This is a genomic window from Type-A symbiont of Plautia stali (assembly GCF_059731155.1).
In genome coordinates, this window is record NZ_AP035891.1 from 484,082 (window position 1) to 506,960 (window position 22,879).

Sequence of the window (22,879 nt, forward strand, 5' to 3'; positions counted from 1 at the left end):
ATGAACTTATTGTTACCGCTGGTGGCGGTGCTGATCTGGTCGATCAACACCATCGTCAGCAAGCTGTCTGCCGGCAGCATCGATCCTGCTGCCATCTCCTTTTACCGCTGGTTGCTGGCGCTGCTGGTGCTCACGCCCTTCTGCCTGCCGGGCGTATGGCGCCATCGTCACACCATCAAACCCCAGCTGTGGCGATTACTGGTGCTGGGCCTGCTCGGCATGGTGCTTGTACCAGAGCCTCGCCTATTATGCGGCACACAGCGTTTCGGCGGTGATGATGGGGATTCTCGGGGCCACTATTCCGCTGCTGACCATCCTGCTCAGCTTAGTGGTACTGCGCCTTGCGCCGACGCGCGGCATTCTGATTGGCGGCCTGCTGTCGTTTGCCGGGCTGGTGTGGCTGGTGAGCGCCGGCAACCCGGCGCAGCTGCTCAGCCAGCGCCTCGGCAACGGCGAGCTGATGATGCTGGCGGCCTCAACCTCCTACGCGCTGTACGGCGTACTGACGAAGCGCTGGGCAATCCCGCTGCCGACATGGCAAAGCCTGTACGTGCAAATCTTCTTCGGCGTGCTGTTGCTGCTGCCCGGCTTCTGGCACGCGCCGGAGGTGGCGCTGAATGCCGATAATATTCCGCTGGTGCTGTTCGCCGGACTGTTTGCCTCGATTGTGGCGCCGTTCCTGTGGATCCTCGGCGTGCAGCGCCTCGGCGCCAGCACCACCAGTATTTTCATGAACGTCGTGCCGGTATTTACCGCCATCATTGCCGTGCTGTTCCTGCACGAACAGTTGCATGCTTACCACTGGATTGGCGGCAGTCTGACGCTGGTCGGGGTGATCCTTGCGCAGCGGCTGAAAACCCCGCTGCGTAAATCACGCGTGATGGCTCCGCCGATCAGCGAAAGCTAACCGTCACCCGCAGTCCGCCCAGCTGCGGGCTGCGGTCCAGCTGGAGCTGTGCGCCGTGCCAGGCGCAGATATCCTGCACCAGCGCCAGTCCAATGCCCGCGCCGGGCTGGCTGGCGTGATCGAGCCGGCCAAACGGCTGCAGCGCCTGACGCTGCTGATCCGCCGCGATGCCCGGCCCGCTGTCTTCAATTTCCAGCACCTTTTGCCGCAGGCGCGCGGTGACCGTGCCGCCGTGCGGCGTGTATTTGATGGCGTTGTCCAGCAGATTGGCGCACAGCTCGGCCAGCAACAGCGCATCGCCCTGCACATGGCTTGCCTTCTGCTCTTCAAACCCCAGGTCGATCTGTTTACGCCGCGCCGCCGCATAACCGCTGAAACAGGCCTGCTGCACGATATCGCTGAGATTGACCTCACTGAAAGGCTTGTCTTCGTCGTGGCGTGCCTTGATTTGCGCCAGCTGCAGCAGGCGGTCGGTGAGCTGAACGGTGTCGTCCAGCGTGTGGCGCATGCCCTGCAGGCTTTCGCGCCACTGCTGCGGGTCGTCGCTGCTGAGCGCGACGCCGACCTGGGTTTTCAGAATGGTGAGCGGCGTGCGCAGCTGGTGCGACACATCGGCGCTAAAGCGTTCCTGCCGCGCCAGCAGACCGCGCAGCCGCTCCAGATGGCGGTTGAAGGCGACGATCAGCGGCTGCAGTTCTGACCACGGCAGCAGCGACGGCAGCGGCGTCAGTTCGCCCGGCGCGCGGCGCAGCATATTCCTCAGCAGCAGCCCGGCCAGCAGCAGCGTGATCAGCACCAGAAAACTCTGGCTGATCAGCGCGGTGCGCAGCAGACTGTCGGCAAAAGCGTGACGTGAGTTAAGCGTTTCCGCCACCAGCACCAGCGCCATGCCCTGTACGCCCTGCTCATTCACTGGCTGCCACAGCGCGGCCACGCGAATCGGCTGCTTGCGGTAGTGCGCATCGTAGAAATGCACCAGCGCCGGATAGATGTCGGACAGCGGCGCGTTACCCGGCACCAGCGGTAAATCGGGATAGCCGGACAGCGTGTGCCCTTCAGGCGAAATGACCTGGTAGAACAACTGATCGTTCATGTTGCGCTCAAAGCTGTCCAGCACCACCCACGGCACATCCACCTCCAGCCGCTGATGACGCACCACCAGCCGTTCGGCCACGGTGCGCGCCGAGGCCAGCAGCGAGCGGTCGTAAGCCTGGTTCGCCGCCTGCAGCGCGCTTTGATAGTGGGTGTAGACCGATAATCCCCACAGCAGCAGCAGCGGCGCCCCCAGCCATGCCAGCAATTCGCCGCGCAGCGAGTGAATCAGTCGCATGGCTGAACCTCAAGGCTGTAACCGAGCCCGCGCAGCGTAACGATCGCCACGTCGCTGCCCGCCAGCTTTTTGCGTACCCGATGCACATACAGCTCAATGCTCTCCGGGCTGGCCTCATCCGCCAGTGTGAAGGTCTGCTCGTACAGATGCTGGCGCGATACCGGCCGCCCCGGACGCTGCATCAGCGTCGACAGCACGCTGGCCTCGCGCGGCGTCAGCGGCAGCGGTTTGTGGTTCAGCAGAAAGTAGCCTTCGGCATCGCGCTCCAGCTGGCCGAGGCTTTGCGTCTGCGTTGCCTGGCCCTGACTGCGGCGCAGCAACGCGCGCAGCCGCGCTTCCAGCTCAAACGGTTTGGTGAGGTAATCATCGGCGCCGGCATTCAGTCCCTGCACGCGCTGCTGCAGCGCGCTCTGTGCGGTCAGCAGCAGCACCGGCACATGTTGCCCGCGCCGGCGCAGGCGCGCCAGCACCGCCAGGCCATCCAGCCGCGGCAGCGACACGTCCAGCACCACCAGCGCATAATCTTCGCTTTGCAGTACATGGTCCGCCGCCACCCCGTCGGCCACCCAGTCCACGGCGAAGCCTTTTTGCGTCAGCGCTTTCTGCAGCCAGTTGGCCAGCTCCACGGTATCCTCCACCAGTAAGAGACGCATATCACATCCTGTTAGTTTTGCCGATGGCTGAAAGGTAAATGAAAGGTTGCTGTTTTAACAATTCAGCAACCCCGAATGTTCGGTGGCAATCACACTCTGGAAGAAACAATGGAGCGACAGATGAAAAAAACAATGCGCACCGCCTTTGCTACAACCCTGCTGGCTTTTTCCCTCGCGGCGGCTCAGGCTGCAGCACCCGAGCGTACCGAATGTATCGCCCCGGTCAAACCCGGCGGCGGTTTTGATCTGACCTGTAAACTGATCCAGGTTTCCTTACAGGAAACCGGGCAGATCACCACGCCGATGCGCGTGACCTACATGCCCGGTGGCGTCGGTGCCGTGGCTTACAACGCCATCATTGCGCAGCGGCCCGCCGAAGCAGGCACGCTGGTGGCCTTCTCCGGCGGGTCGCTGCTGAACCTGTCGCAGGGCAAGTTTGGGCGGTATTCGGTGGATGACGTGAAGTGGCTGGCGGCCGTCGGCACCGACTACGGCATGGTGGCGGTACGCGCCGATGCACCGTGGAAAACGCTGGGCGAGCTGCTGGCGGCCATGAAGAACGATCCGACCAAAGTAGTGGTTGGCGCCGGCGCCTCCATCGGCAGCCAAGACTGGATGAAAACGGCGCTGCTGGCGCGGGAAGCCGGTATCGATCCGCGCAAAATGCGCTATGTGGCGTTTGAAGGCGGCGGCGAACCGGTCACCGCGCTGCTTGGCAATCACATCCAGGTGGTGTCAGGCGACATGAGCGAAATGGTGCCCCATCTGCAAAGCGGCAAGATGCGCGTGCTGGCCGTGATGAGCGATAAACGTCTGCCGGGCGAACTGGCTGACATCCCAACCGCCAAAGAGCAGGGCTTTAACGTCGAGTGGCCGATCATTCGCGGCTATTACCTCGGCCCCAAAGTCAGCGACGCCGATTATCAGTGGTGGGAACAGGCGTTTAAAAAACTGGTCACCACCAAAGAATTTCAGCAGCAACGCGATCTGCGCGGTCTGTTTGAGTTCAACCTGTTCGGTAGCGAGCTGGACGCCTACGTGAAAAAACAGGTGGCTGATTATCGCGAACAGGCGAAATCCTTCGGCTTGGCGAAATAACGGAGGCGCACATGAGCGATCGTATTTTTGCTGCCATCTGGCTGATGCTGTGCCTGGCAGGACTGTTTATCGGCTGGCAGATTCAGAGCGAGTATAGTTACGAGCCGGTTGGCCCGCGCCCTTTCCCGCTGCTGCTGCTCGGGCTGATGGCGATCTGCGCGGTGATGATGCTGCTGCGCAAACCGGACAGCGTGCAGTGGCCGGTGGTCTCTACCCTGAAAAAACTGCTGGCGCTGTGCGTGATGCTGATCGTCTACGGCTGGCTGTTTGAGCGTCTTGGTTTTGCCCTGTGTACCACGCTGCTGACCTTTGGCATCGGCATGCTGTTTGGTGCGCGCTGGTGGGCGGCGGCGCTCTCCGGCGCGGTAATGGGCATTTCGCTGTTCTACGCCTTCGATCATCTGCTGGATGTCACCCTGCCCTTCGGCAGCTGGCTGAGCTAACGGGAGTCACTTATGGATACCTGGTCTTTTCTGATGCAGGGCTTCGCCGTCGCCATGACGCCGGAAAACCTGATGATTGCCCTGATAGGCTGCTTTATCGGCACCATCGTCGGCCTGATCGTCCGTATCATGTCACTCAGCACGCTGAAAGCGCCCGAACTGTGGGCTGGCGTACGCCATGAAGTGGGCGTGAAAAATGATGCCGAACTGCAGTCGCGCCACTTCCCACTGCTGACGCAGTTTTTACAGGTGCGCCAGACGCTGAGCTAGCACAGCGCGCCGACGCTGCAGCTGCTGGAAAGCTCGCAGAAGCAGCCGCTCAGCCACGATGAACAGCGCATGCTGGAGGATTACAGCCTGCAGCGCTTCCAGGCCACGCCGCAGACGTTGCTGACGCCGGCGCAGAGTCAGGATCTGCTGATGCTGCTGTTCAGCAGCCGCGCCGAGCGCAACAGCGAAACGCCGCTGGCTGACAGCGAGCTGCGTCCGCAGCCGATCTGGGCACCGTTTATCGAAATTCTGCCGCGTCCACTGGCGCAGCGCCCGGCGCTAACGCTGGTGCTCGGCCTGGCGCTGTTCTTCTTTTTGCTCTGGCTGCTGCTTGTAGTTAAGCCATCGCACTCAGCAGCCGCACTCCGCCGCAGGTGCAGCGGCGGGCCACTCACCCGCCGCCGCGCCCCACGCCATCGGGTGGCCGTCGCGCTTCCAGAAATCCAGCCCGCCAATCAGCTCTTTAACCTCAAACCCCAGCTGAGCCAGCTTTAGCGCCGCTTTGGTTGAACCGTTGCAGCCGATGCCGTCGCAGTAAGTCACATAGACGCAGTGACGATCGAGTCGCGCGGTGCTGGCCGCATCCATCTCGCGATGCGGCAACGACAGCGCGCCGCAGATATGTCCGGCCTGATACGCGTCGCGGCTGCGGGCATCAATCACCACAATCTGCGTGACGCCCTGCGCCAAATCCGCCGCCAGATCCCAGGCATCCGTGTAATAGCTGAGTTTGTACTGCAAATAAGCCACGCTGTGCTGCGGGCTGGCGGGCGGATAAAACAAAACGGCTGACATGGCATTCTCCTGTTGTGATGTCCCTGCAGTGTACGGCAAAGTGGTCTGCATCCTGATACCACTTTGACCGGAACGATAAGACCATTATGCACCACGCCTTTTTGCCGCTGTTTCGCCATCAGACGCAGGGCGGTTTACGCCAGCGGCTGTGCGCCACGCTACGCCAAGCCATTGTCAGCGGCCATTTGCGCTTCGGGCAGAAGCTGCCCTCCAGCCGCCAGCTGGCTGCCGATCTGGCGCTGTCACGCGTAACGGTCTAGGCCGCTTACAGCCAGCTGGAGAGCGAAGGCTACGTGCAGCGACACAGCGGACGTGGCACCTTTGTCGCCATCGCCCTGCCGCCACCGACGGAAAAGGCGACAGCGCAGCGCGCACCGCGCTTTTCGCACCGCGACGCGCAGGTGCTGGCGACCGGCGGCTGCCAGGATCCCTCTTTTCCCCTTGCCTTTGCCGCCGGATCACCGGAACTGCGCGCGTTTCCGCACCGCCAGTGGCAGCGGCTGAGCAGGTCATCATGCTCACCAGTTCACAGCAGGCGCTGCAGCTGCTGGCGCTGATGTTTCTGGATGCAGAGGATGAAGTGTGGCTGGAGGAGCCGGGCTACCGTGGCGCGCGTAACGCCTTTCTCGCCGCCGGTGCCCGCTGCCGCGCCATGCCGCTGGACGATCAGGGCGCGCTGCCACTCAGCGGCCGGGCGCAACTGGTGTATCTGACGCCCGGCCACCAGTACCCGACCGGCACACCGATGAGCCTCGCGCGGCGGCTGCAGTGGCTGGCGTGGGCACGTCAGCACGACAGCTGGCTGATCGAGGATGACTACGACAGTGAATTTCACTATGACGGTCGCCCGGCGCCGGCGTTGCAGGGGATGGAAGCCAATAGCCGGGTCATCAGCCTGGGGACCTTTTCCAAAACCCTGTTTCCGTCGCTGCGGCTGGCGTGGATGGTGGTGCCCGCGGCGCTGGTGACGGCGCTGGGCCGCGCGCGCAGCGTACTGGACGGCCACAGCGCCCTGCTGCAGCAGGCGATTACCGCCGAATTTATCCAGCAAGGCTATTTCGCCAGCCACCTGCGGCTGATGCGTCAGCTCTATCATAGCCGGCGCGATCGGCTGCTGATGCAGCTTGAACAGCACCTGCAGCCGTGGCTCCGGCCGCTGCCGGCGGCGAGTGGGTTACAATTGACGGTTGAGTTATTACAGGGAGATGAGGCGCGGCTCACGCAACTGGCGCAGGCCGACGGTCTGCTGCTGCCGCCGCTGTCACCCCTTACGCCGGCGCATAGCGACAGCAGGGCTGGATACTCGGCTTTGCAGCGTTGACGCCCGGCGAAATTGACCGCCCCTGCGCGAAGCTGGTAAGGCTGCTGGCAACGTAAATCCGTCAGCGACAAAAACAACAAAGGCCGGATTAACCGGCCTTTGAGCACTAGCGCAGGGGTTACGCCTAGTATTTACGCAGGGTCAGCGTGGCGTTAGTGCCACCGAAGCCGAAGCTGTTGGACATCACCGTGGTCAGCGCTTTTTCGGTTGGCTGCGTCACAATGTTCATGCCTTTCGCTGCGTCATCCAGCTGTTCCACGTTAATGCTTGGCGCGATGAAGCTGTGCTCCAGCATCAGCAGGGTGTAAATCGCTTCCTGCACGCCTGCCGCACCCAGCGAGTGACCGGTCATGGCTTTGGTCGCGGAGATGTATGGCGTGTTGTCGCCAAACACTTCGCGAATCGCGCCCAGCTCTTTCACGTCGCCGACCGGCGTTGACGTGCCGTGGGTGTTGAGGTAGTCGATTGGCGTATCCAGACCCTGCATCGCCATCTTCATGCAACGCACGGCACCTTCGCCTGACGGTGCAACCATGTCAGCGCCGTCAGAGGTTGCGCCGTAGCCGACGATCTCCGCGTAGATGTGGGCACCACGCGCCAGCGCATGCTCCAGCTCTTCGACCACCACCATACCGCCGCCGCCGGCGATAACGAAACCGTCACGGCTGGCATCGTAAGTACGCGACGCTTTTTCCGGGGTTTCGTTGTATTTAGTCGAGAGCGCGCCCATGGCGTCGAACTCACAGGCCATTTCCCAGCTCAGCTCTTCGCCGCCGCCAGCAAATACTACATCCTGTTTGCCCAGCTGAATCTGCTCCACCGCGTTGCCGATGCAGTGTGCTGAAGTCGCGCACGCCGAGCTGATGGAGTAGTTGACGCCGTGGATTTTGAACGGCGTGGCCAGGCAGGCAGAGACACCGGAAGCCATCGCTTTGGTCACCACGTACGGGCCAACGCCTTTCAGGCCGCGCGGGCCACGCATCGCGTCGGCACCGAACACCTGATAACGCGGGGAACCGCCACCGGAACCGGCAATCAGACCGACGCGCGGGTTGTTCTGGTACTGCTCATCCGTCAGGCCGGAATCTTTGATTGCTTCTGCCATCGACAGATAGGCATAGATTGAGGCATCACTCATGAAACGCACGATTTTGCGATCGATGAGCCCGTTAGTATCCAGTTTGACGTTACCCCATACATGGCTGCGCATGCCGGCATCTTTCGTCTCTTCGGAGAAAGTGATTCCGGAACGGCCTTCACGCAGGGAAGCCAGCACTTCCTGCTGGTTATTACCAATACTGGAAACGATACCCAAGCCAGTAATCACTGCACGTTTCATTCAATAGTCCTCATTCTACTTCTTTTGGATTGACGTGCACTCTAGCTTACAGTTGTACGCCGAACAAGTCCGATCAGCCATTTCCTTTTGTAAATTTGCGTCATGTGACGCCACTCGCTAAAATCGCGCCACTGCCTGAAAAATGAGCCTTTCCCGTGAAGTTATCCCCGGTTGAACACGCGCAATTAAACTGGAACGATCAGGGTACACCTGTTTCCCTGAGCGTTCGACGACGTCTATTTCTCTAACGACAACGGACTGGAGGAGACGCGCTATGTGTTCCTCGACGGTAACCATCTTCCGCAGCGATTTGCCGCACATCCGCGCGATCTGTTCATCGTTGCCGAGAGCGGTTTTGGCACCGGACTCAACTTTCTTACCCTGTGGCAGACGTTCGATCTCTTCCGCGCCGCCCATCCGCAAGCCGGCTTGCGCCGCCTGCACTTCATCAGCTGCGAAAAATACCCGCTGACCCACGCCGATCTGGTGAGCGCGCACGGGCACTGGCCGGAACTGGCTCCGTGGGCCGGACAGCTACAGCAGCAGTGGCCGCTGGCCCTGCCCGGCTGTCAGCGCCTGCTGTTCAATGGCGGCGAGGTGACGCTGGATTTGTGGCTGGGTGATATTAACGCGCTGATTGATAATTTTGATGACAGCCTCAACGGTCAGGTTGACGCGTGGTTTTTAGATGGCTTCGCGCCGGCGAAAAACCCGGAGATGTGGACGCCGGCGCTGTTCGCCGCCATGGCCCGGCTGGCGCGTCCCGGCGGCACCTTCGCCACCTTTACCTCGGCGGGCTTTGTGCGGCGGGGCTTACAGCAGGCCGGGTTCAGCGTGGCGAAGCGCAAAGGCTTCGGCCACAAGCGTGAAATGCTGACCGGCGTGCTGGACAGCGCACCCGGGCAGCTGCCGGCTCAGCCGTGGTATGCGCGTCCGCAGGCCGCCAGCCGCGAGGTGGCGCTGCTGCGCCGTGGCTGGCAGGTTACGCTGTACTGCGCCGATGCCGCCCCGGCGCTCGGCGCATCGGGTAACCGTCAGGGCGCGCTCTATCCGCTGCTCAACCAGCACGATCCGGCGCTCGCCACTTTTTTCCCGGCGGCATTCAGCTTTGCCCGCCGCCTGTACGATGCGCAGCCGGTCATGTTTGAACATCAGTGGAGCGGCGTACTGCAGCTCGGCTGGGATGCTAAAAGCGCGGAGAAGATCGCGCAGATGCTGAGCATGGATCTGCCGCACGAGCTGGCGCAGCAGCTGGCCGGCGTCGATCTCGACTGCGGCGGCATTTTCTATCCGCAGGGCGGCTGGCTGTCACCGTCACAGCTCACCAGCAATCTGCTGGAGTATGCCCAGACTCAGGGGCTGCGCATGCACTGGCTGCATCGCGTGACGCAGCTGGTCCGCCAGCAGGCAGGCTGGACGCTGCAGTTCGCCCAACAGCCCGCGGTAAGCCATCAGCAGGTGGTACTGGCCAACGGTCATGCGCTGAAGGCGATTGAGCAAAGCCGCGATTTGCCGGTGTATGCGGTGGCCGGTCAGGTCAGCCATGTGCCGACCAACGCGGCGCTGAACCCGCTGCGCACCGTGCTGTGTTACGACGGCTATCTCACGCCGGTCAGCCCGAACTTTGCCACGCACTGCATCGGTGCCAGCTACCATCGCGGTGAGACGGCAACCGCTTTCCGCGCCGACGATCAGCAGGATAATCGCCAGCGGCTGATTAACTGTCTGCCGCAGGTCAGCTGGCCGACGCAGGTTGACGTCAGCACTGATGAAGCGCGCAGCGGCGTGCGCTGCGCCACGCGCGATCACCTGCCGATGAGCGGCAGCGTGCCGGATTATGCGGCGACGCTCAGTGAGTATGCGGATTTACCGGCGCAGCGCGCGCGCGGCGAGCAGATTGCTGAAGCGCCGGTGCATCCCGGCCTGTTCGTGCTTGGCGCGCTGGGTTCGCGCGGACTGTGCAGCGCACCGCTGGCGGCAGAAGTGCTGGCGGCACAAATGAGCGGCGAGCCGCAGCCGCTGGACAGCAGCACGCTGGCGGCGCTGCATCCCAACCGTTACTGGGTGCGCAAATTGCTGAAAGGGAAAAAGGCAGGACGCTAAAGCGCGGGGCGAGCGATCGCCCCGGCCAGTCAGGCAGTGAGGCGCGCCTGGGTAAACAGGTTATCCCACATGCCCACCACCAGCGCCTGGTCGCGCGGCGACAGCTCACCGGCGGCGATGGCGTTTTGCAGGCTGTTGGTGACCTGAATTTGCAGCGCTTCCGGCGTGTGTTCGCCGCTCTGCTCAATTTCCGCTACTGCCAGCGTCAGATGGCCACGCAGATAACCGCTGGCAAACAGTTCGTCGTCGCTGGCGTGTTCGACCATATCGTCAATCAGCGCCAGAATGCGGGACTCGAATTCTACGATCATCTTCTCATTATCCTTCATTTATCGGAGTGCGGCTCACAGATCTTCCGGCCACGGAAACTGTGCCGCCGTCAGTGCAGACGTACCATAATAGCTGGCTAACGCATCAATAAAGCGCGCCGGACGCGCCGGAATACCGTGCTGCAGATAATGCATCACCTGCGCTTGCACCTTGCGCTGAAACGCTATGCGATCCGGTTCACAATCGCCGTCGAGATTGTTACAGCTGACGTTGAAGGGAAAGCCGGCTGCCACACAGAACAGCCACTCCAGCGCCTGCGGCTTAATCTCCACCGCTTCAAACTGGCCCTGCGTTTGCGCATCGCGCCCGTCCGGGCAGTACCAGTAACCAAAATCTACCAGTTTGCGCCGCGCTTCACCGGCAATACACCAGTGCGAAATTTCGTGCAGCGCGCTGGCGTAAAAGCCATGGGCGAACACCACGCGGTGCCACGGTGAGATGTCATCCGCTGGAAGATAAATAGGTTCATCATCGCCTTTAATTAGACGCGTCTGAAAATCGTCAGCAAAGCAGCCGTCAAAAATCTCCACCAGCTGCTGATAATGGTGCTCTGTACTCATAATATCTTAATCTTTAAACAAACCGCCGCCATTATCGCACTGGCGGCAGGTTTTGACGAGTGCGGATTACAGTGCGGCAAACCAGGCGAGAATCACACTGCCGTGGCTGTCCCACAACAGCTTAGCGCTCATGACGGCAGAGACCGTCACCACCATTGGGCTAATCAGCTTCTGACCGCGGCTCAGCACCAGCCTGGCGCCGAGGCGTGCGCCAATAAACGCCCCCAGCAGCATAATCACACCGGTGCCCCACACCACCTTTCCGCCGAACATAAAGAACAGCAGACTGGCGAAGTTGGAGGTGAAATTTAGGATTTTGGCGTGGGCGGTGGCTTTCGCCAGATTGAAGCCGCAAAGCGTGACGAAGGCCAGCGCATAAAACGAGCCGGCACCCGGGCCGAAGAAGCCATCGTAAAAGCCGACGCAGCCGCCGCCAACCAGCGCAAACGCCAGGCCGTGCAGGCGCTGCTCGCGATCGGCCTCGCCGAGACGCGGCATCAGCAGGAACCACAGCCCGATGCTGATCAGCAGCAGCGGCAGTATCTGGCACAGTATCTCAGCCTGAATATGCTGAATCAGCAACGTTCCGCCAATCGCGCCGAGAAAGGTCATGGCGATATTCAGCCGCTGCTCGCGCAGCTTCACCGCGCCGCGCCGCACAAAATAGAGACTGGCCGAGAAGGAACCGCCGACCGATTGCAGCTTGTTGGTCGCCAGCACCTGAGCCGGCGAAAGACCCGCCGCCAGCAGCGACGGCACGGTCAGCAGACCGCCACCGCCAGCGATGGAATCAATAAAGGCCGCCAGCACCGCGACCAGAAACAGCACACCAAGCACGATCGGGCTGACAACAAACAGATCCATCTCAGGTTCCTACAGTAGATGCTTATCAAGTAACGCCTGGCAGGAAGGCGGCAACGGCGGCGGCGACTTCTTCACCGGCGGCGTACTGCCCGGCTTCTTCGGCAGGAACCAGCTCTCCAGCTCTGCGCCGCAGCCATCGCCCGGCGGCGATGGCGCCTGATCTTCACACTCCAGGCTGCCCGGCGGGCAGCGCAGGCGCACGTGCATGTGTGCCCGGTGGGCGAACCACGGCCGCACTTTGTTGAGCCACGCACGATCGCTACCAGCATCGGCACAAAGCTGCTTTTTAATCGCCGGATTGACGAAGATGCGCGTGACGTCGTCATCTTTCGCGGCCAGCTTGATCAGGCTGTCGATCTGCGGCTGCCAGTGACGCGCGATTACCTAGCGGTCGTCCGGCCCAACCAGATCGAGCGGCTGCGGCTTCAGCAGCAGCTGTGCCGTCCAGCGGTTTTGCGGCAGCTGCAGCCAGATATCAACGTCGAGACCGGTCTGATGGCTGGCGTAGCCGCTGCTAAAGCGTCCGCCGGCGGCCATGCCCATATCACCAATCAGCACCTGGCGCAGCTGCAGCTGATGCGCCTGGGTGCTGAGGCGCTGGATAAAGGCGATCAGGTCCGGGTGGCCGTAATAGCGGCGCTGATCCTGACGCATCACCTGATAGTTGGGCGAGTTGAGCGGCAGCTGCTGCGCTCCGACGATACAGCCGTTGGCAAAGCTGCCGATGGACCGCGGGCTGCCGGCAATCGGTTGATGGATTTGCTGCCACGGCGTGGCAGCCCGGCTGGCCGCACTGCACAGCAGCGCGGCAAGGGAGATAAGCAGGCGGCGTATCATGCGGCTTACCAGCGCGGGACACTGCTGTTAACGTCAGCGTTCTGTCCACGCTGGCGCAGCAGGTGATCCATCAGCACAATCGCCATCATCGCTTCCGCGATCGGTACCGCGCGGATGCCGACACAGGGATCGTGACGGCCTTTGGTGATCATCTCCACTTCCGCGCCGTCGCGGGTGATGGTGTTGCCCGGCACGGTGATGCTGGAAGTGGGTTTCATCGCCAGGTTGGCGCTGATGGTCTGACCGCTGCTAATCCCGCCGAGAATGCCGCCGGCATGGTTGCTTTGAAAACCTTTGCTGCGGATTTCATCACGGTGCTGACTGCCGCGCTGGTTGATCACCGCGAAACCATCACCAATCTCCACGCCTTTGACCGCGTTGATGCTCATCAGCGCGTGCGCCAGGTCGGCGTCGAGGCGATCGAACACCGGCTCACCAAGGCCCGGCGGCACGTTTTCGGCCATCACCGTGACTTTGGCACCGATGGAGTCGCCCTCTTTTTTCAGCGCGCGCATCAGTTCGTCCAGCGCATCGAGTTTGTCGGCATCGGGACAGAAGAAGGGGTTATCTTCCACGATACTCCAGTCTTTCAGTTCGCAGGCGATGTCGCCAATCTGCGCCAGATAGCCGCGCACCACGATGCCGTGCTTCATCTGCAGGTACTTTTTAGCGATGGCACCGGCCGCCACGCGCATGGCGGTTTCACGGGCCGAGGACCGGCCGCCGCCGCGATAGTCGCGCAGGCCATATTTTTGTTCGTAGGTGTAATCCGCATGGCCAGGACGGAACAGATCTTTAATCGCGCTGTAATCCTGCGAACGCTGGTCGGTGTTTTCAATCAGCAGACCGATGGAGGTGCCGGTGGTGACGCCTTCAAACACGCCGGACAAAATCTTCACCTGATCCGGCTCGCGACGCTGGGTGGTATAGCGCGAGGTGCCGGGACGACGACGATCGAGATCGTGCTGAATATCGGCTTCGGTCAGCGGGATGCCGGGCGGCACGCCATCAACAATGCAGCCAAGCGCAATACCGTGCGACTCGCCAAAGGTGGTAACGCGAAAAAGTTGTCCGATGCTGTTTCCGGCCATGGGGGTTCCTTGTTGCGATGTTGCGGGCGAGCGCTCGCCCCGATTTTTAGTCTTTATAGAATGAGAAGTGCGACTGCGCCGCGACGATTTGATCGCGCGTCAGCATGAACACGCCGTCACCGCCGTTATCAAACTCTAGCCAGGTAAAGGGCACGTCCGGATACTGCTCCATCATGTGCACCATGCTGTTACCGACTTCGCAAATCAGCACGCCTTGTTCGCTGAGGTAGTCCGGCGCGCAGGCCAGGATGCGGCGCACCAGCTTCAGGCCGTCGCTGCCCGCGGCTAGGCCGAGCTCCGGCTCGTGGCGATATTCGTTCGGCAGGTCGTCCATGTCTTCGGCATCGACGTACGGTGGATTGGTGACGATCAGATCATATTTAACCTGCGGCAGATTGCGGAACAGATCGGCGCGAATCGGCGTGACGTGATGCAGCAGACCGTGCTCTTCAATATTCTGTTCAGCCACGGCCAGCGCGTCGGTGGAGATATCGACTGCATCCACTTCCGCTTCCGGGAAGACGTACGCACAGGCGATGGCGATACAGCCGCTACCGGTGCACATATCGAGAATGTGGCGCGGCGCACCGTCGATCAGGCCGGCAAAGCGGTTTTCGATCAGCTCGCCAATCGGTGAACGCGGCACCAGCACGCGCTTATCGACGTAGAATTCATGGCCGCAGAACCAGGCTTTGTTGGTGAGGTAGGCCACCTGAATGCGCTCATTAACGCGACGGATCACGCGTTCCACGATGCGGTGACGTTCGCTGGCGGTCAGACGCGCGTGGCGCATGTCTTCCGGAATATCCAGCGGCAGCCACAGCGTCGGCAGCACCAGTTGGACCGCTTCGTCCCAGGCATTGTCCGTGCCGTGGCCGTACCAAATGCCCGCCGCCGAAAAGCGACTTACTGCCCAGCGCAGCATATCCTGAATGGTGTGCAGTTCGTTCACTGCTTCATCGACGAAAATCTTGTCCACGTAGCCCTCCGCAGGCCATAAAATCAATCGGCCGATAGTGTGCCATGAAGCCGGGCAGAATTCAGCGCAGCGAGGTGAAAAAGCTGACATTTGTTGACGCTTAGCGGTAAGGTAACGGCCAGACACCCGCCATTTCTGATGATTTACTGAGACATGAGTAAAAAGACGCCGCTAAGCCAGGACGACTAGGCGCTGTTCCGCCAGCTAATGAGCGGTACGCGCCAGCTGAAACAGGATACGATCGTGCACAAACCGGCAGTGAAAAGCCGTGAAGTGCCGCTGAAGCGGCAGCTGTCTGAGCAGGCCGATAACAGCCATTATTTCTCCGACGAGTTTCAGCCACTGCTCTCCAGCGACGGGCCGACGCGCTACGTACGCGCCGACGTCAGCCATTACGAGCTGAAAAAATTACGGCGTGGCGATTACACGCCAGAGATTTTTCTCGATCTGCACGGGTTAACACAGCTCCAGGCGAAACAGGAACTCGGCGCGCTGATTGCCGCCTGCCGCCGCGAGCATATTTTCTGTGCCAGCGTGATGACCGGCCACGGCAAGCACATTCTCAAGCAGCAAACCCCACTCTGGCTGGCACAGCATCCGCACGTGATGGCGTTTCACCAGGCACCCAAACTGTTTGGCGGCGACGCCGCGCTGCTGGTATTGATTGAAGTAGAAGAGTAGCAACCGCCGGAATTACCCTGACAGGCTAGGTATTTACTCAGCGGCGGTTCAGGAATATTACGCACACCATTCCCCAAAATAATTCAGGTTGCAGCAAGGCGGCAAGGAAATGAATCCCCAGGAGCTTACATCAGTAAGTGACTGGGGTGAATTGACGCAGCCAACGCAGCGGCAGCCAGAAGTATGACGGGGAATTAAATGGCTTTGGCCAGCTTGGCCGGACTCACCTGCCACGCCAGCTTGCCTTCACAGGCGTCGGCATCAAACTCCACACAGGCAATGGCGGAGGTGGCGAACATCGGTGGCGCTTCCTGCGGGCAGAGTTCGGAAACCAGATAACCGACCAGCGGCAGATGCGAAATCACCAGCACAGCGTGCGCCCCCTGCACCGCCAGCGCCTGTAAATGACAGGCGACCATGCCCGGATCGCCGCCTGGCGTCAGTTCTGGCAGCACTTCCTGCCCTTCCGGCAGTTTCAGCGCTTCACGTACCGTGGCGAGCGTTTGCCCTGCGCGCAGATAAGGGCTGACCAGCACCTTATCGATTCCCGGCGTCTGACCATTCAGCCAGCTCGCCATCTGACGTGATTCGTCGCAGCCACACAGGGTGAGAGGACGAACCGCATCACTCGCTGCTTCCAGAGCTGCGTCGCCGTGACGCATGATAAAAACTTGCATAAAGCACCGCTGTTGTTTGTCGATATCGCCGGGTACCACAGCACCAGACGCTTCATTCTGCGAATGAAGGCTGTGTTTTACCCCAATGGCTTGAGTATAGTCAACCGGTTGTTTATTAAATAAACACATCTCAGAATGGTGCCGCGCCAGGCACAGCGCGGCCCCGATTCTAACCCGCTGAATCCGTGCGGCTATTCATGAATGAGCAGAAGTGTAAAAATTCGTTTTCCCTTCTGACATTGCCACTAACGCGTCACAGGGCGTAAAACGCTCGCCGTATTGCTGCATTAATGTACATAATGTATTGACGATCTCGCCCGCGCCGCGCTGGTAAATATAGCGGAACGGCCCACCGAGAAACGGCGGAAATCCGATGCCAAACACTGCTGCGATGTCGCCGTCGCGGGCGCTGCGGATCACCGCTTCGTCGAGACAACGCACCGCCTCGTTGAGCATCAGCATCACACAGCGCGTGGCGATCTGCTGCTCGCTCTGTTTCGCCTAGGGTTTTAACTGCAGCAGTCGGTACAGACTGGCATCGGCCTGACGCTTGCGCGGCCAGCGCGTGCGCTGATAATCATAAAAGCCTTTCTGGTTTTTGCGCTCTTTGCGATCGTCGGCCAGGATAGCGCTCACCGCCTGCGGCGCGCTGAAGCGTGAACCGTAGGCCTGTTCGAGAATCGGGCTGATTTTGCTGCCGACATCAATACCGACTTCATCCAGCAGCTGCAGCGGGCCGACCGGAAAACCAAATTTCACCAGTGCGCTATCAATGTGTTCAATGGGCTCGCCCTCCAGCAGACAGCGCATGGCTTCATTTATATAGGGCGCGAGAATGCGGTTAACATAAAAACCGGGACGGTCAGCCACCACGACGGCGGTTTTGCCCTGACGACGCGCCAGATCCACCGTGGTGGCCAGCGTCTGTGCTGAAGTGCCGCGATGCGGAATCACCTCGACCAGCGGCATCTTGTCTACCGGACTGAAGAAGTGCAGGCCGATAACATTCTCCGGGCGCTGCGCGCCGGCGGCGATCTGCGCAATCGGCAGCGAGGAGGTGTTAGACGCAAAGATAGTGTGCGACTGACAGTGTTCTTCAATCTCGGCCACCATTTGCTGCTTCAGCGCCAGATCCTCAAACACCGCTTCGATCACCAGATCGCGCTGGCGGAAGCCCTGATAATCGGTGCCGCCGCTGATGCGCGCCATCTGCTGCTGGCGTTCCGCCGGCTTGAGCTGGCGCCGTTTCACCTTTTTGCTCAGTAAATCCCAGCAGTACTGCAGGGCGTGGTTAACGCCGTTAAGGTTGATATCGCGGATACGCACCGGCAGACCGGCTTTCAGCGCGGTGACGCTGGCAATCCCGCCGCCCATCAGCCCGCCGCCCAGCACGCCAATCTGCTGCAGCGGGCGCGGCGGCGCATCAGCCATCGGTTCTGGGCGGTGGAAGCAAAAAACAGGCTGCGCAGTGCGGCCGACTGCGCGGTCATCGCCAGCTCGCCAAACGCACGCGCTTCCGCGGCGTGACCGGCGGTGCTGCCCTGCTCCAGCCCCATGCGCACCACCTGCAAAATACGGTCGGTAGCCGGATAGTTGCCGTGGGTTTTACCGTCGGTCTGGCGTTTGGCCAGCGCAAACAGCAGCGGACGCGCCAGCGGTCCCTGCAGCAGGCGATCGCGGCGCGACAGGCTGCGTGCGGCGCGCTTTCCTTTATGGACGCGTGCCACAGCGGTTGCCAGCAGAATTGCCTGCGGCACCGCATCATCCACCAGCCCAAGCTTTAGCGCCTGCTTAGCGCGCAGCTGTTTGCCTCTGAGGATCAGCGGCAGCGCCTGCTGCACACCAATCAGACGCGGCAACCGCTGGGTGCCGCCGGAACCGGGCAACAGGCCGAGCGGCACCTCCGGCAGGCCGAGACGGGTTTTCTCATCCAGCGAGCAGATGCGCGCATTGCAGGCCAGCGCCAGCTCCAGCCCGCCGCCAAGACAGGCTCCATGAATGGCGGCGACCACCGGGAACGGCAGCGCGGCGATCTCCGCCATCACTTCCTGTCCCTGCCGCGCCAGTGCTTCAGCCTGCTGCGCTGTTTCACAACTGGCGATCATGCTGATGTCCGCACCGGCGACGAAGTTGTCCCGTTTGCCCGAAACCAGCACGATGCCCGCCAGCTGGGCATCGCTGCGCGCCTCCGCCAGCACCGTGCGGATTTGCGGCACAAACTCTGCTTTTAGGGTGTTCATCTTTTCGCCCGGTACATCAATGGTGATCACCGCAACGTGATCCGGACGCATCTATAAATGGAATGCAGATTCGCTCATTATTCGGCCTCCAGAACCATCGCGCTGCCTAATCCGCCAGCGGCACAGACGGTCACCAGCCCTAAGCCGCCGCCGCGCCGCCGCAGCTCATGCAGCGTTTGCGTGATCATGCGCGCGCCGGTGGCGGCGAACGGATGACCGTAGGCGATGGAACCGCCCAGCACGTTGAAACGCGTCTCGTCGACTTCGCCCAGCGCGCGATCGCGCTTCAGCACCTCGCGCGCAAAGCGTTCATCGTTAAACAGCTTGAGGTTGGCCAGCGTCTGCGCGGCAAAGGCTTCATGCATGTCGATGAGCGTCAGATCGCCAAGGGTAATGCCGGCGCGATCCAGCGCCATTGGCGATGCGTAGGCCGGTCCGAGCAACATGTCCTGCCAGACATCAATCGCGGCAAAAGCATAGCTGCGCAGGTAACCGAGCGGTGTAATGCCCAGCTCACGCGCGCGCCCTTCGCGCATCAGAATCAGCGCAGCCGCGCCATCGGTCAGCGGCGTGCTGTTGGCCGCGGTGATCGAGCAGTGGCGACGGTCAAACGCCGGACGCAGCTTTGCATAATCCGCCGCACTGGCGTTAAAGCGAATGTTGTTGTCCTGCTCAACCGGCGCTTTCCACGGCGGCACAAACGCCGGCATCACTTCCTGCGCCAGCACGCCGGATTGCCAGGCCTGCGCCGCACGCTGGTGCGAGCGCAGCGCCAGCGCGTCCTGCTGCTCACGCGTAATACCGTGCGTTTTGGCCATCTGCTCGGCGGTGTCGCCCATGCGTAAATCGGTGGAGTATTCCGCCACTGCCGGCGGCACCGGCAACAGATCGCGTGGGCGCAGGCGGCGTAAGATGTGTAATTTTTTGCTCAGGGTGCGGGCTTTGTTGAGGTCAACCAGCGCGCGCGCCAGCGTTTTGCTGACGCCAATCGGCAGCACCGAGGAGGAGTCGGCGCCACCGGCAATACCCGCATCAATGGTCCCGGCCATCAGGCTTTCCGCCACGTTGGCCACCGCCTGAAAGCTGGTGGCGCAGGCGCGGCTCACGCTGTAGGCATCGGTGTGCACGCTCAGTCCGCTGCTCAGCACGATTTCACGCGCAATATTGGGAGCTTCCGGCATCTGCACCACCTGGCCGAACACCAGCTGATCGATAACCTCCACCGGCAATTCGCTGCGCGCCATTAATTCGCTGACCACCATGCGCCCCAGCTCCAGCGCCGGAATGCCGTGAAAGTCGCTTGCTTGGCGGGCAAACGGGGTGCGTAATACGTGGGTAATGGCGATACGTTCGCCCTGACGCGTCAGCAGCGGCTGCGCTTTGCTCATTGCACTCACCTGTAATTTACGACCTGAGCATCATTGCCCAACAGGTCTGACCTGATCATCAGTGTTAACCAGGTGTTGCTAAGTCGCCAATAACAGAAGAAAAAAAGTGCGAGGAGTAACACGAAAAAGAGGCAACGCTGCCGAAAAAGAGGGTCGGCAGCGGCGGGATTAGCGTAAGCCGAGTTGGAAAATCAGGGTTTCGGCCTGGCAGGCAAAGGTGAAATCGACGTCCAAGCGCACGCCGTCTGCCTCGTCGGTAAAGCGCGGGTGAATCTCGTACGGATCGGACTCAACCTAGCGCGCTTTGGCGCTCAGCTCGGCCAGCATTGCTTCTGCCGCCTGACGGTCAGCGAACACGCCTGACCAGCTGGCGCTGCAATCGGTATTGTCCATCACGGTGCCCACGTCAACGCAGCAGCAGGCTGCCGTTTCGTTCGCACTACAGTTTCTAATGGCATCAGTCATGTTTTTCTCCTGACGATAAATCAACACTATCGGATCATTTTCTGCTGCAAAGTGTACGCCGCATGCCACGTCGCGGCTATCTTCCGCCCGCTAAGTGACGAATATCACACTAAAATTTGATCCAAAACAAATTTGACTCGCTATGCTGGAGCAGAACCGCAAGGATTTTGTTAAGCAGATCTGATTTTATCGATCAAAGCAGAAATATTTTAAAAACAATGTTGCAACAAATACACAGGTCGGACCTATACTCGTCGCACTGGTCTGATATGTGTCTGTATCGTCAGTCCCTACAATCCGCCGTCCTTTGTTACGCGACGTAACTACGTTTAATAATAATTTAGATGAGGTTGTGGTCATGAACCATAAGAACCTGTTTGCAAAGTCAGCTGTGGCAGCTGCAGTGGCGCTCGTCTCTTCTCACGTCTACGCCGCAGGCTTTCAACTTAACGAATTCTCAGCAATCGGCCTGGGCCGCGCCTATTCCGGTGAAGGCGCCATGGGTGATACCGCCGCCTCTGCCAGCCGTAACCCAGCCACCATGGCCCTGATGGACCGCCCTTCTTTCTCCATCGGTGCCGTCTATTATCGACCCGGAAGTGGATATCAGCGGTAACAGCCCGACCGGCAACAGCCTCAACGCCAGCAATATTGCGCCAAACCAGTGGATCCCGAACATCCATTATGTGCATCCGATTAACGATCAGTGGTGGATTGGCGCCTCGGCCACCTCGAACTACGGTCTGGCAACCGAATTTAATAACGGCTACACCGCGGGCGGCTTCGGTGGCAAAACCGATCTGATGACCGGCAACTTCAACCTCAGCACGGCTTATCGGTTAAATGATAACTTCAGCTTCGGCGTCGGCTTTGACGCGGTGTACGCCAAAGCGAAAATTGAGCGCTACGCCGGTGAAGCCGGTGCCCGCGCCGGTCTGCCAGCAGATACCCAGGTTGCGCACCTGAAAGGTGACGAATGGGGCTACGGCTGGAACGCCGGTATCCTGTATGAAGTGGATAAAAACAACCGCTTCGGCTTCACCTATCGTTCCAAAGTGAAGATCGATTTCGACGGCGACTATAAGAGCAATATCCCGCGCGCCTTTAACGGCACGCCGCAGGCAATTGCGCTGGGTCTGCCGTATGGCACCAGCGGCGCCACCATTCCGGGTTCGCTGACTCTGAACCTGCCGGAAATGTGGGAAGTGTCCGGCTGGCATAAAGTCGCGCCACAGTGGGCGGTGCACTATAGCCTCGCCTATACCAGCTGGAGCCAGTTCCAGGAGCTGAAAGCCACCGGCAGCAACGGCCAGACGCTGTTCTATAAAGATGAAGGCTACCGTGATGCATATCGCATCGCGTTAGGTACCACCTACAACTACGACGATAACTGGACGTTCCGTACCGGTATCGCGTTTGATGACAGCCCGGTGCCGGCGGATAAACGCTCCATCTCGATTCCGGATCAGGATCGCCTGTGGCTAAGCGCCGGTGCGTCTTACGCCTTCACGCCGGATGCGTCGGTTGATGTCGGCGTTTCCTATATGCATGGTCAGCACGTGACGGTGAAAGAAGGTCCTTATAACTTTAATTCCGAAGGTAAGGCCTGGCTGTACGGCGCTAACTTTAACTACTAGTTCTGATTGCCACAGCAGCGGCGCGCACGGGTCGCCTGCAGAGAGAAAAACGGCGACCTGTTGGTCGCCGTTGTCATTTATTGAGAGTCGATATCTTTTAAATCGTCCTGAATCGCGCTGGCGTTCGGGTTTTCCTCCGGCTTCAGCTTGCCGCCGCTGGCGAGGAAATCGTTACGCTGGAAACAGGCGTTGCGGATAAAGGCGTACGGATCCTGCTGCTGTCTGAGCAGGCCGTCGGAATCAAGCAGCTGCGCGCGCGTTTCCACCCCTTCCAGCGTCCATTTATCGATCGACATCGGCCAAGTAAGCCAGCTCAGCACCGGATAAAGCGTATCGACGTAGTCGCCGCCATCCTGACGCACGGTAAAGCTGCCGTAACCTGGCAGCACCACGTACGGACCGTAGCCAACGCCATAACGGCCCAGCGTGCTGCCAAAGTGGTGCGGCACTTCACGCGCCAGCTGGGGATTGGCTTTGCCGGCGACGTCGATGAAACCGCCAAGGCCGAGCACGGTATTCAGGAAGAAACGGGTAAAGTGAATGCCCGCCTGACGCGGCTCGCCGACCAGAATCGAGTTAACCATGCTGGCCGGTTCATCAAGGTTACTGAGGAAGTTGCTCAGCCCGGTACGGGCCGGCACCGGCACGTAATCACGCCAGGCAACCGCCACCGGGCGCACCACATAGGGATCCAGCACGTTGTAGTTGAAGTTAAACATCGTGCGGTTGAACCCTTCGAGCGGATCGCTGCGCTGCGCAGGCATCGTCTCGTCGGCCGGTTTGGAACTGGCACATCCCACCAGCAGTAAACTGGCCAGCGCCAGGCCGGTCAGGCGATTATTCATTCTTCTCTCCCTGTGCAGATAAAAGG

The 22,879-nt window shown here is 60.5% G+C and carries 16 protein-coding genes and 8 pseudogenes; 9 read left to right on the forward strand and 15 right to left on the reverse strand.

The window, feature by feature from the left end; translation table 11 throughout:
* Nucleotides 1–907, forward strand: a pseudogene (locus tag AC6I8M_RS02525) (DMT family transporter).
* Here AC6I8M_RS02525 and AC6I8M_RS02530 read toward each other — a convergent pair.
* Both AC6I8M_RS02530 and tctD read right to left on the reverse strand, forming a co-directional pair.
* Complete coding sequence (locus AC6I8M_RS02530) at nt 894–2,237, reverse strand: sensor histidine kinase (protein WP_010617485.1); 1,344 nt, start codon at nt 2,235–2,237, stop codon at nt 894–896. The pseudogene AC6I8M_RS02525 and the gene AC6I8M_RS02530 sit on opposite strands and share 14 nt — an antisense overlap.
* Nucleotides 2,228–2,890 (reverse strand): transcriptional regulator TctD, encoded by a 663-nt coding sequence (tctD, locus tag AC6I8M_RS02535; protein ID WP_010617484.1) that lies wholly within the window; start codon nt 2,888–2,890, stop codon nt 2,228–2,230. The genes AC6I8M_RS02530 and tctD overlap by 10 nt, the downstream gene beginning before the upstream one ends.
* 132 nt (nt 2,891–3,022) lie before the next feature.
* On the opposite strand from tctD, the gene AC6I8M_RS02540 reads away from it, so the two are divergent.
* The 4 genes and pseudogenes from AC6I8M_RS02540 (at nt 3,023) to AC6I8M_RS02555 (ending at nt 4,701) form a co-directional block, all read left to right on the forward strand.
* Nucleotides 3,023–3,988, forward strand: a complete 966-nt coding sequence (locus AC6I8M_RS02540) for a tripartite tricarboxylate transporter substrate binding protein (RefSeq protein WP_022548135.1) — start codon at nt 3,023–3,025, stop codon at nt 3,986–3,988.
* Between the two features lie 11 nt (nt 3,989–3,999).
* On the forward strand, nt 4,000–4,431 hold the full coding sequence (locus AC6I8M_RS02545) for a tripartite tricarboxylate transporter TctB family protein (RefSeq protein WP_498013657.1): 432 nt from the start codon (nt 4,000–4,002) through the stop codon (nt 4,429–4,431).
* Between the two features lie 12 nt (nt 4,432–4,443).
* Nucleotides 4,444–4,551, forward strand: a pseudogene (locus AC6I8M_RS02550) (tripartite tricarboxylate transporter permease); the annotation flags it as partial.
* A complete protein-coding gene (locus tag AC6I8M_RS02555; RefSeq protein WP_498013790.1) occupies nt 4,549–4,701 on the forward strand; it encodes a hypothetical protein in 153 nt (50 codons plus the stop codon). The pseudogene AC6I8M_RS02550 and the gene AC6I8M_RS02555, both read left to right, overlap by 3 nt.
* A 351-nt stretch (nt 4,702–5,052) precedes the next feature.
* Here the strand turns inward: AC6I8M_RS02555 and AC6I8M_RS02560 are convergent, their stop codons facing one another.
* Complete coding sequence (locus tag AC6I8M_RS02560) at nt 5,053–5,496, reverse strand: rhodanese-like domain-containing protein (RefSeq protein ID WP_022548133.1); 444 nt, start codon at nt 5,494–5,496, stop codon at nt 5,053–5,055.
* Nucleotides 5,497–5,582: 86 nt separating this feature from the next.
* On the opposite strand from AC6I8M_RS02560, the pseudogene AC6I8M_RS02565 reads away from it, so the two are divergent.
* A pseudogene (locus AC6I8M_RS02565) lies at nt 5,583–6,873 on the forward strand (aminotransferase-like domain-containing protein).
* A gap of 68 nt (nt 6,874–6,941) precedes the next feature.
* Here the strand turns inward: AC6I8M_RS02565 and fabB are convergent.
* Nucleotides 6,942–8,156: a beta-ketoacyl-ACP synthase I gene (gene fabB, locus AC6I8M_RS02570; RefSeq protein ID WP_010617480.1), complete on the reverse strand. Its 1,215-nt coding sequence runs from the start codon at nt 8,154–8,156 to the stop codon at nt 6,942–6,944.
* Between the two features lie 155 nt (nt 8,157–8,311).
* Here fabB and mnmC point away from each other — a divergent pair.
* Nucleotides 8,312–10,259: pseudogene (gene mnmC, locus AC6I8M_RS02575) on the forward strand (bifunctional tRNA (5-methylaminomethyl-2-thiouridine)(34)-methyltransferase MnmC2/FAD-dependent 5-carboxymethylaminomethyl-2-thiouridine(34) oxidoreductase MnmC1).
* Between the two features lie 29 nt (nt 10,260–10,288).
* On the opposite strand, the gene AC6I8M_RS02580 reads toward mnmC, so the two are convergent.
* The 6 genes and pseudogenes from AC6I8M_RS02580 to prmB form a co-directional block, all read right to left on the reverse strand.
* Nucleotides 10,289–10,570, reverse strand: a complete 282-nt coding sequence (locus tag AC6I8M_RS02580) for a YfcL family protein (protein ID WP_010617478.1) — start codon at nt 10,568–10,570, stop codon at nt 10,289–10,291.
* Between the two features lie 33 nt (nt 10,571–10,603).
* Entirely contained in the window at nt 10,604–11,149 is a 546-nt protein-coding gene (locus AC6I8M_RS02585) for an elongation factor P hydroxylase (protein ID WP_010617477.1), read from the reverse strand.
* 66 nt (nt 11,150–11,215) lie between these two features.
* On the reverse strand, nt 11,216–12,013 hold the full coding sequence (locus AC6I8M_RS02590; protein WP_010617476.1) for a sulfite exporter TauE/SafE family protein: 798 nt from the start codon (nt 12,011–12,013) through the stop codon (nt 11,216–11,218).
* A gap of 9 nt (nt 12,014–12,022) precedes the next feature.
* Nucleotides 12,023–12,850: pseudogene (gene mepA / locus AC6I8M_RS02595) on the reverse strand (penicillin-insensitive murein endopeptidase).
* A gap of 5 nt (nt 12,851–12,855) precedes the next feature.
* A complete protein-coding gene (aroC, locus tag AC6I8M_RS02600) occupies nt 12,856–13,941 on the reverse strand; it encodes a chorismate synthase (RefSeq protein WP_010617473.1) in 1,086 nt (361 codons plus the stop codon).
* 46 nt (nt 13,942–13,987) lie between these two features.
* Entirely contained in the window at nt 13,988–14,920 is a 933-nt protein-coding gene (gene prmB / locus AC6I8M_RS02605) for a 50S ribosomal protein L3 N(5)-glutamine methyltransferase (RefSeq protein ID WP_010617472.1), read from the reverse strand.
* 192 nt (nt 14,921–15,112) lie between these two features.
* Here prmB and smrB point away from each other — a divergent pair, with 192 nt between their 5' ends.
* Nucleotides 15,113–15,601 carry an endonuclease SmrB gene (gene smrB / locus AC6I8M_RS02610; protein ID WP_041387175.1) on the forward strand — a complete coding sequence of 163 codons (489 nt, stop codon included), beginning with the start codon at nt 15,113–15,115 and terminating at the stop codon, nt 15,599–15,601.
* Nucleotides 15,602–15,795: 194 nt separating this feature from the next.
* Here smrB and sixA read toward each other — a convergent pair whose 3' ends face one another.
* From sixA to AC6I8M_RS02630, 4 genes and pseudogenes are all read right to left on the reverse strand, one after another.
* Nucleotides 15,796–16,278: a phosphohistidine phosphatase SixA gene (sixA, locus tag AC6I8M_RS02615; protein ID WP_010617470.1), complete on the reverse strand. Its 483-nt coding sequence runs from the start codon at nt 16,276–16,278 to the stop codon at nt 15,796–15,798.
* Between the two features lie 195 nt (nt 16,279–16,473).
* Nucleotides 16,474–18,569: pseudogene (fadJ, locus tag AC6I8M_RS02620) on the reverse strand (fatty acid oxidation complex subunit alpha FadJ).
* A gap of 26 nt (nt 18,570–18,595) precedes the next feature.
* Entirely contained in the window at nt 18,596–19,906 is a 1,311-nt protein-coding gene (gene fadI / locus AC6I8M_RS02625; protein ID WP_010617469.1) for an acetyl-CoA C-acyltransferase FadI, read from the reverse strand.
* A 168-nt stretch (nt 19,907–20,074) separates the two neighbouring features.
* Nucleotides 20,075–20,371 (reverse strand): annotated as a pseudogene (locus AC6I8M_RS02630) (YfcZ/YiiS family protein).
* A gap of 358 nt (nt 20,372–20,729) precedes the next feature.
* On the opposite strand from AC6I8M_RS02630, the pseudogene fadL reads away from it, so the two are divergent.
* A pseudogene (fadL, locus tag AC6I8M_RS02635) lies at nt 20,730–22,008 on the forward strand (long-chain fatty acid transporter FadL).
* Nucleotides 22,009–22,085: 77 nt separating this feature from the next.
* On the opposite strand, the gene mlaA reads toward fadL, so the two are convergent.
* Nucleotides 22,086–22,853 (reverse strand): phospholipid-binding lipoprotein MlaA, encoded by a 768-nt coding sequence (gene mlaA, locus AC6I8M_RS02640; protein ID WP_498013658.1) that lies wholly within the window; start codon nt 22,851–22,853, stop codon nt 22,086–22,088.
* Nucleotides 22,854–22,879 lie beyond the last annotated feature (26 nt).

Bases quoted from the DNA above. Each gene is read 5' to 3' on its own strand.
- AC6I8M_RS02530 (WP_010617485.1), bottom strand. From the start codon at position 2,237: ATGCGACTGATTCACTCGCTGCGCGGCGAATTGCTGGCATGGCTGGGG.
- tctD (WP_010617484.1), bottom strand. From the start codon at position 2,890: ATGCGTCTCTTACTGGTGGAGGATACCGTGGAGCTGGCCAACTGGCTG.
- AC6I8M_RS02540 (WP_022548135.1), top strand. From the start codon at position 3,023: ATGCGCACCGCCTTTGCTACAACCCTGCTGGCTTTTTCCCTCGCGGCG.
- AC6I8M_RS02545 (WP_498013657.1), top strand. From the start codon at position 4,000: ATGAGCGATCGTATTTTTGCTGCCATCTGGCTGATGCTGTGCCTGGCA.
- AC6I8M_RS02560 (WP_022548133.1), bottom strand. From the start codon at position 5,496: ATGTCAGCCGTTTTGTTTTATCCGCCCGCCAGCCCGCAGCACAGCGTG.
- fabB (WP_010617480.1), bottom strand. From the start codon at position 8,156: ATGAAACGTGCAGTGATTACTGGCTTGGGTATCGTTTCCAGTATTGGT.
- AC6I8M_RS02580 (WP_010617478.1), bottom strand. From the start codon at position 10,570: ATGATCGTAGAATTCGAGTCCCGCATTCTGGCGCTGATTGACGATATG.
- AC6I8M_RS02585 (WP_010617477.1), bottom strand. From the start codon at position 11,149: ATGAGTACAGAGCACCATTATCAGCAGCTGGTGGAGATTTTTGACGGC.
- AC6I8M_RS02590 (WP_010617476.1), bottom strand. From the start codon at position 12,013: ATGGATCTGTTTGTTGTCAGCCCGATCGTGCTTGGTGTGCTGTTTCTG.
- aroC (WP_010617473.1), bottom strand. From the start codon at position 13,941: ATGGCCGGAAACAGCATCGGACAACTTTTTCGCGTTACCACCTTTGGC.
- sixA (WP_010617470.1), bottom strand. From the start codon at position 16,278: ATGCAAGTTTTTATCATGCGTCACGGCGACGCAGCTCTGGAAGCAGCG.
- fadI (WP_010617469.1), bottom strand. From the start codon at position 19,906: ATGAGCAAAGCGCAGCCGCTGCTGACGCGTCAGGGCGAACGTATCGCC.
- mlaA (WP_498013658.1), bottom strand. From the start codon at position 22,853: ATGAATAATCGCCTGACCGGCCTGGCGCTGGCCAGTTTACTGCTGGTG.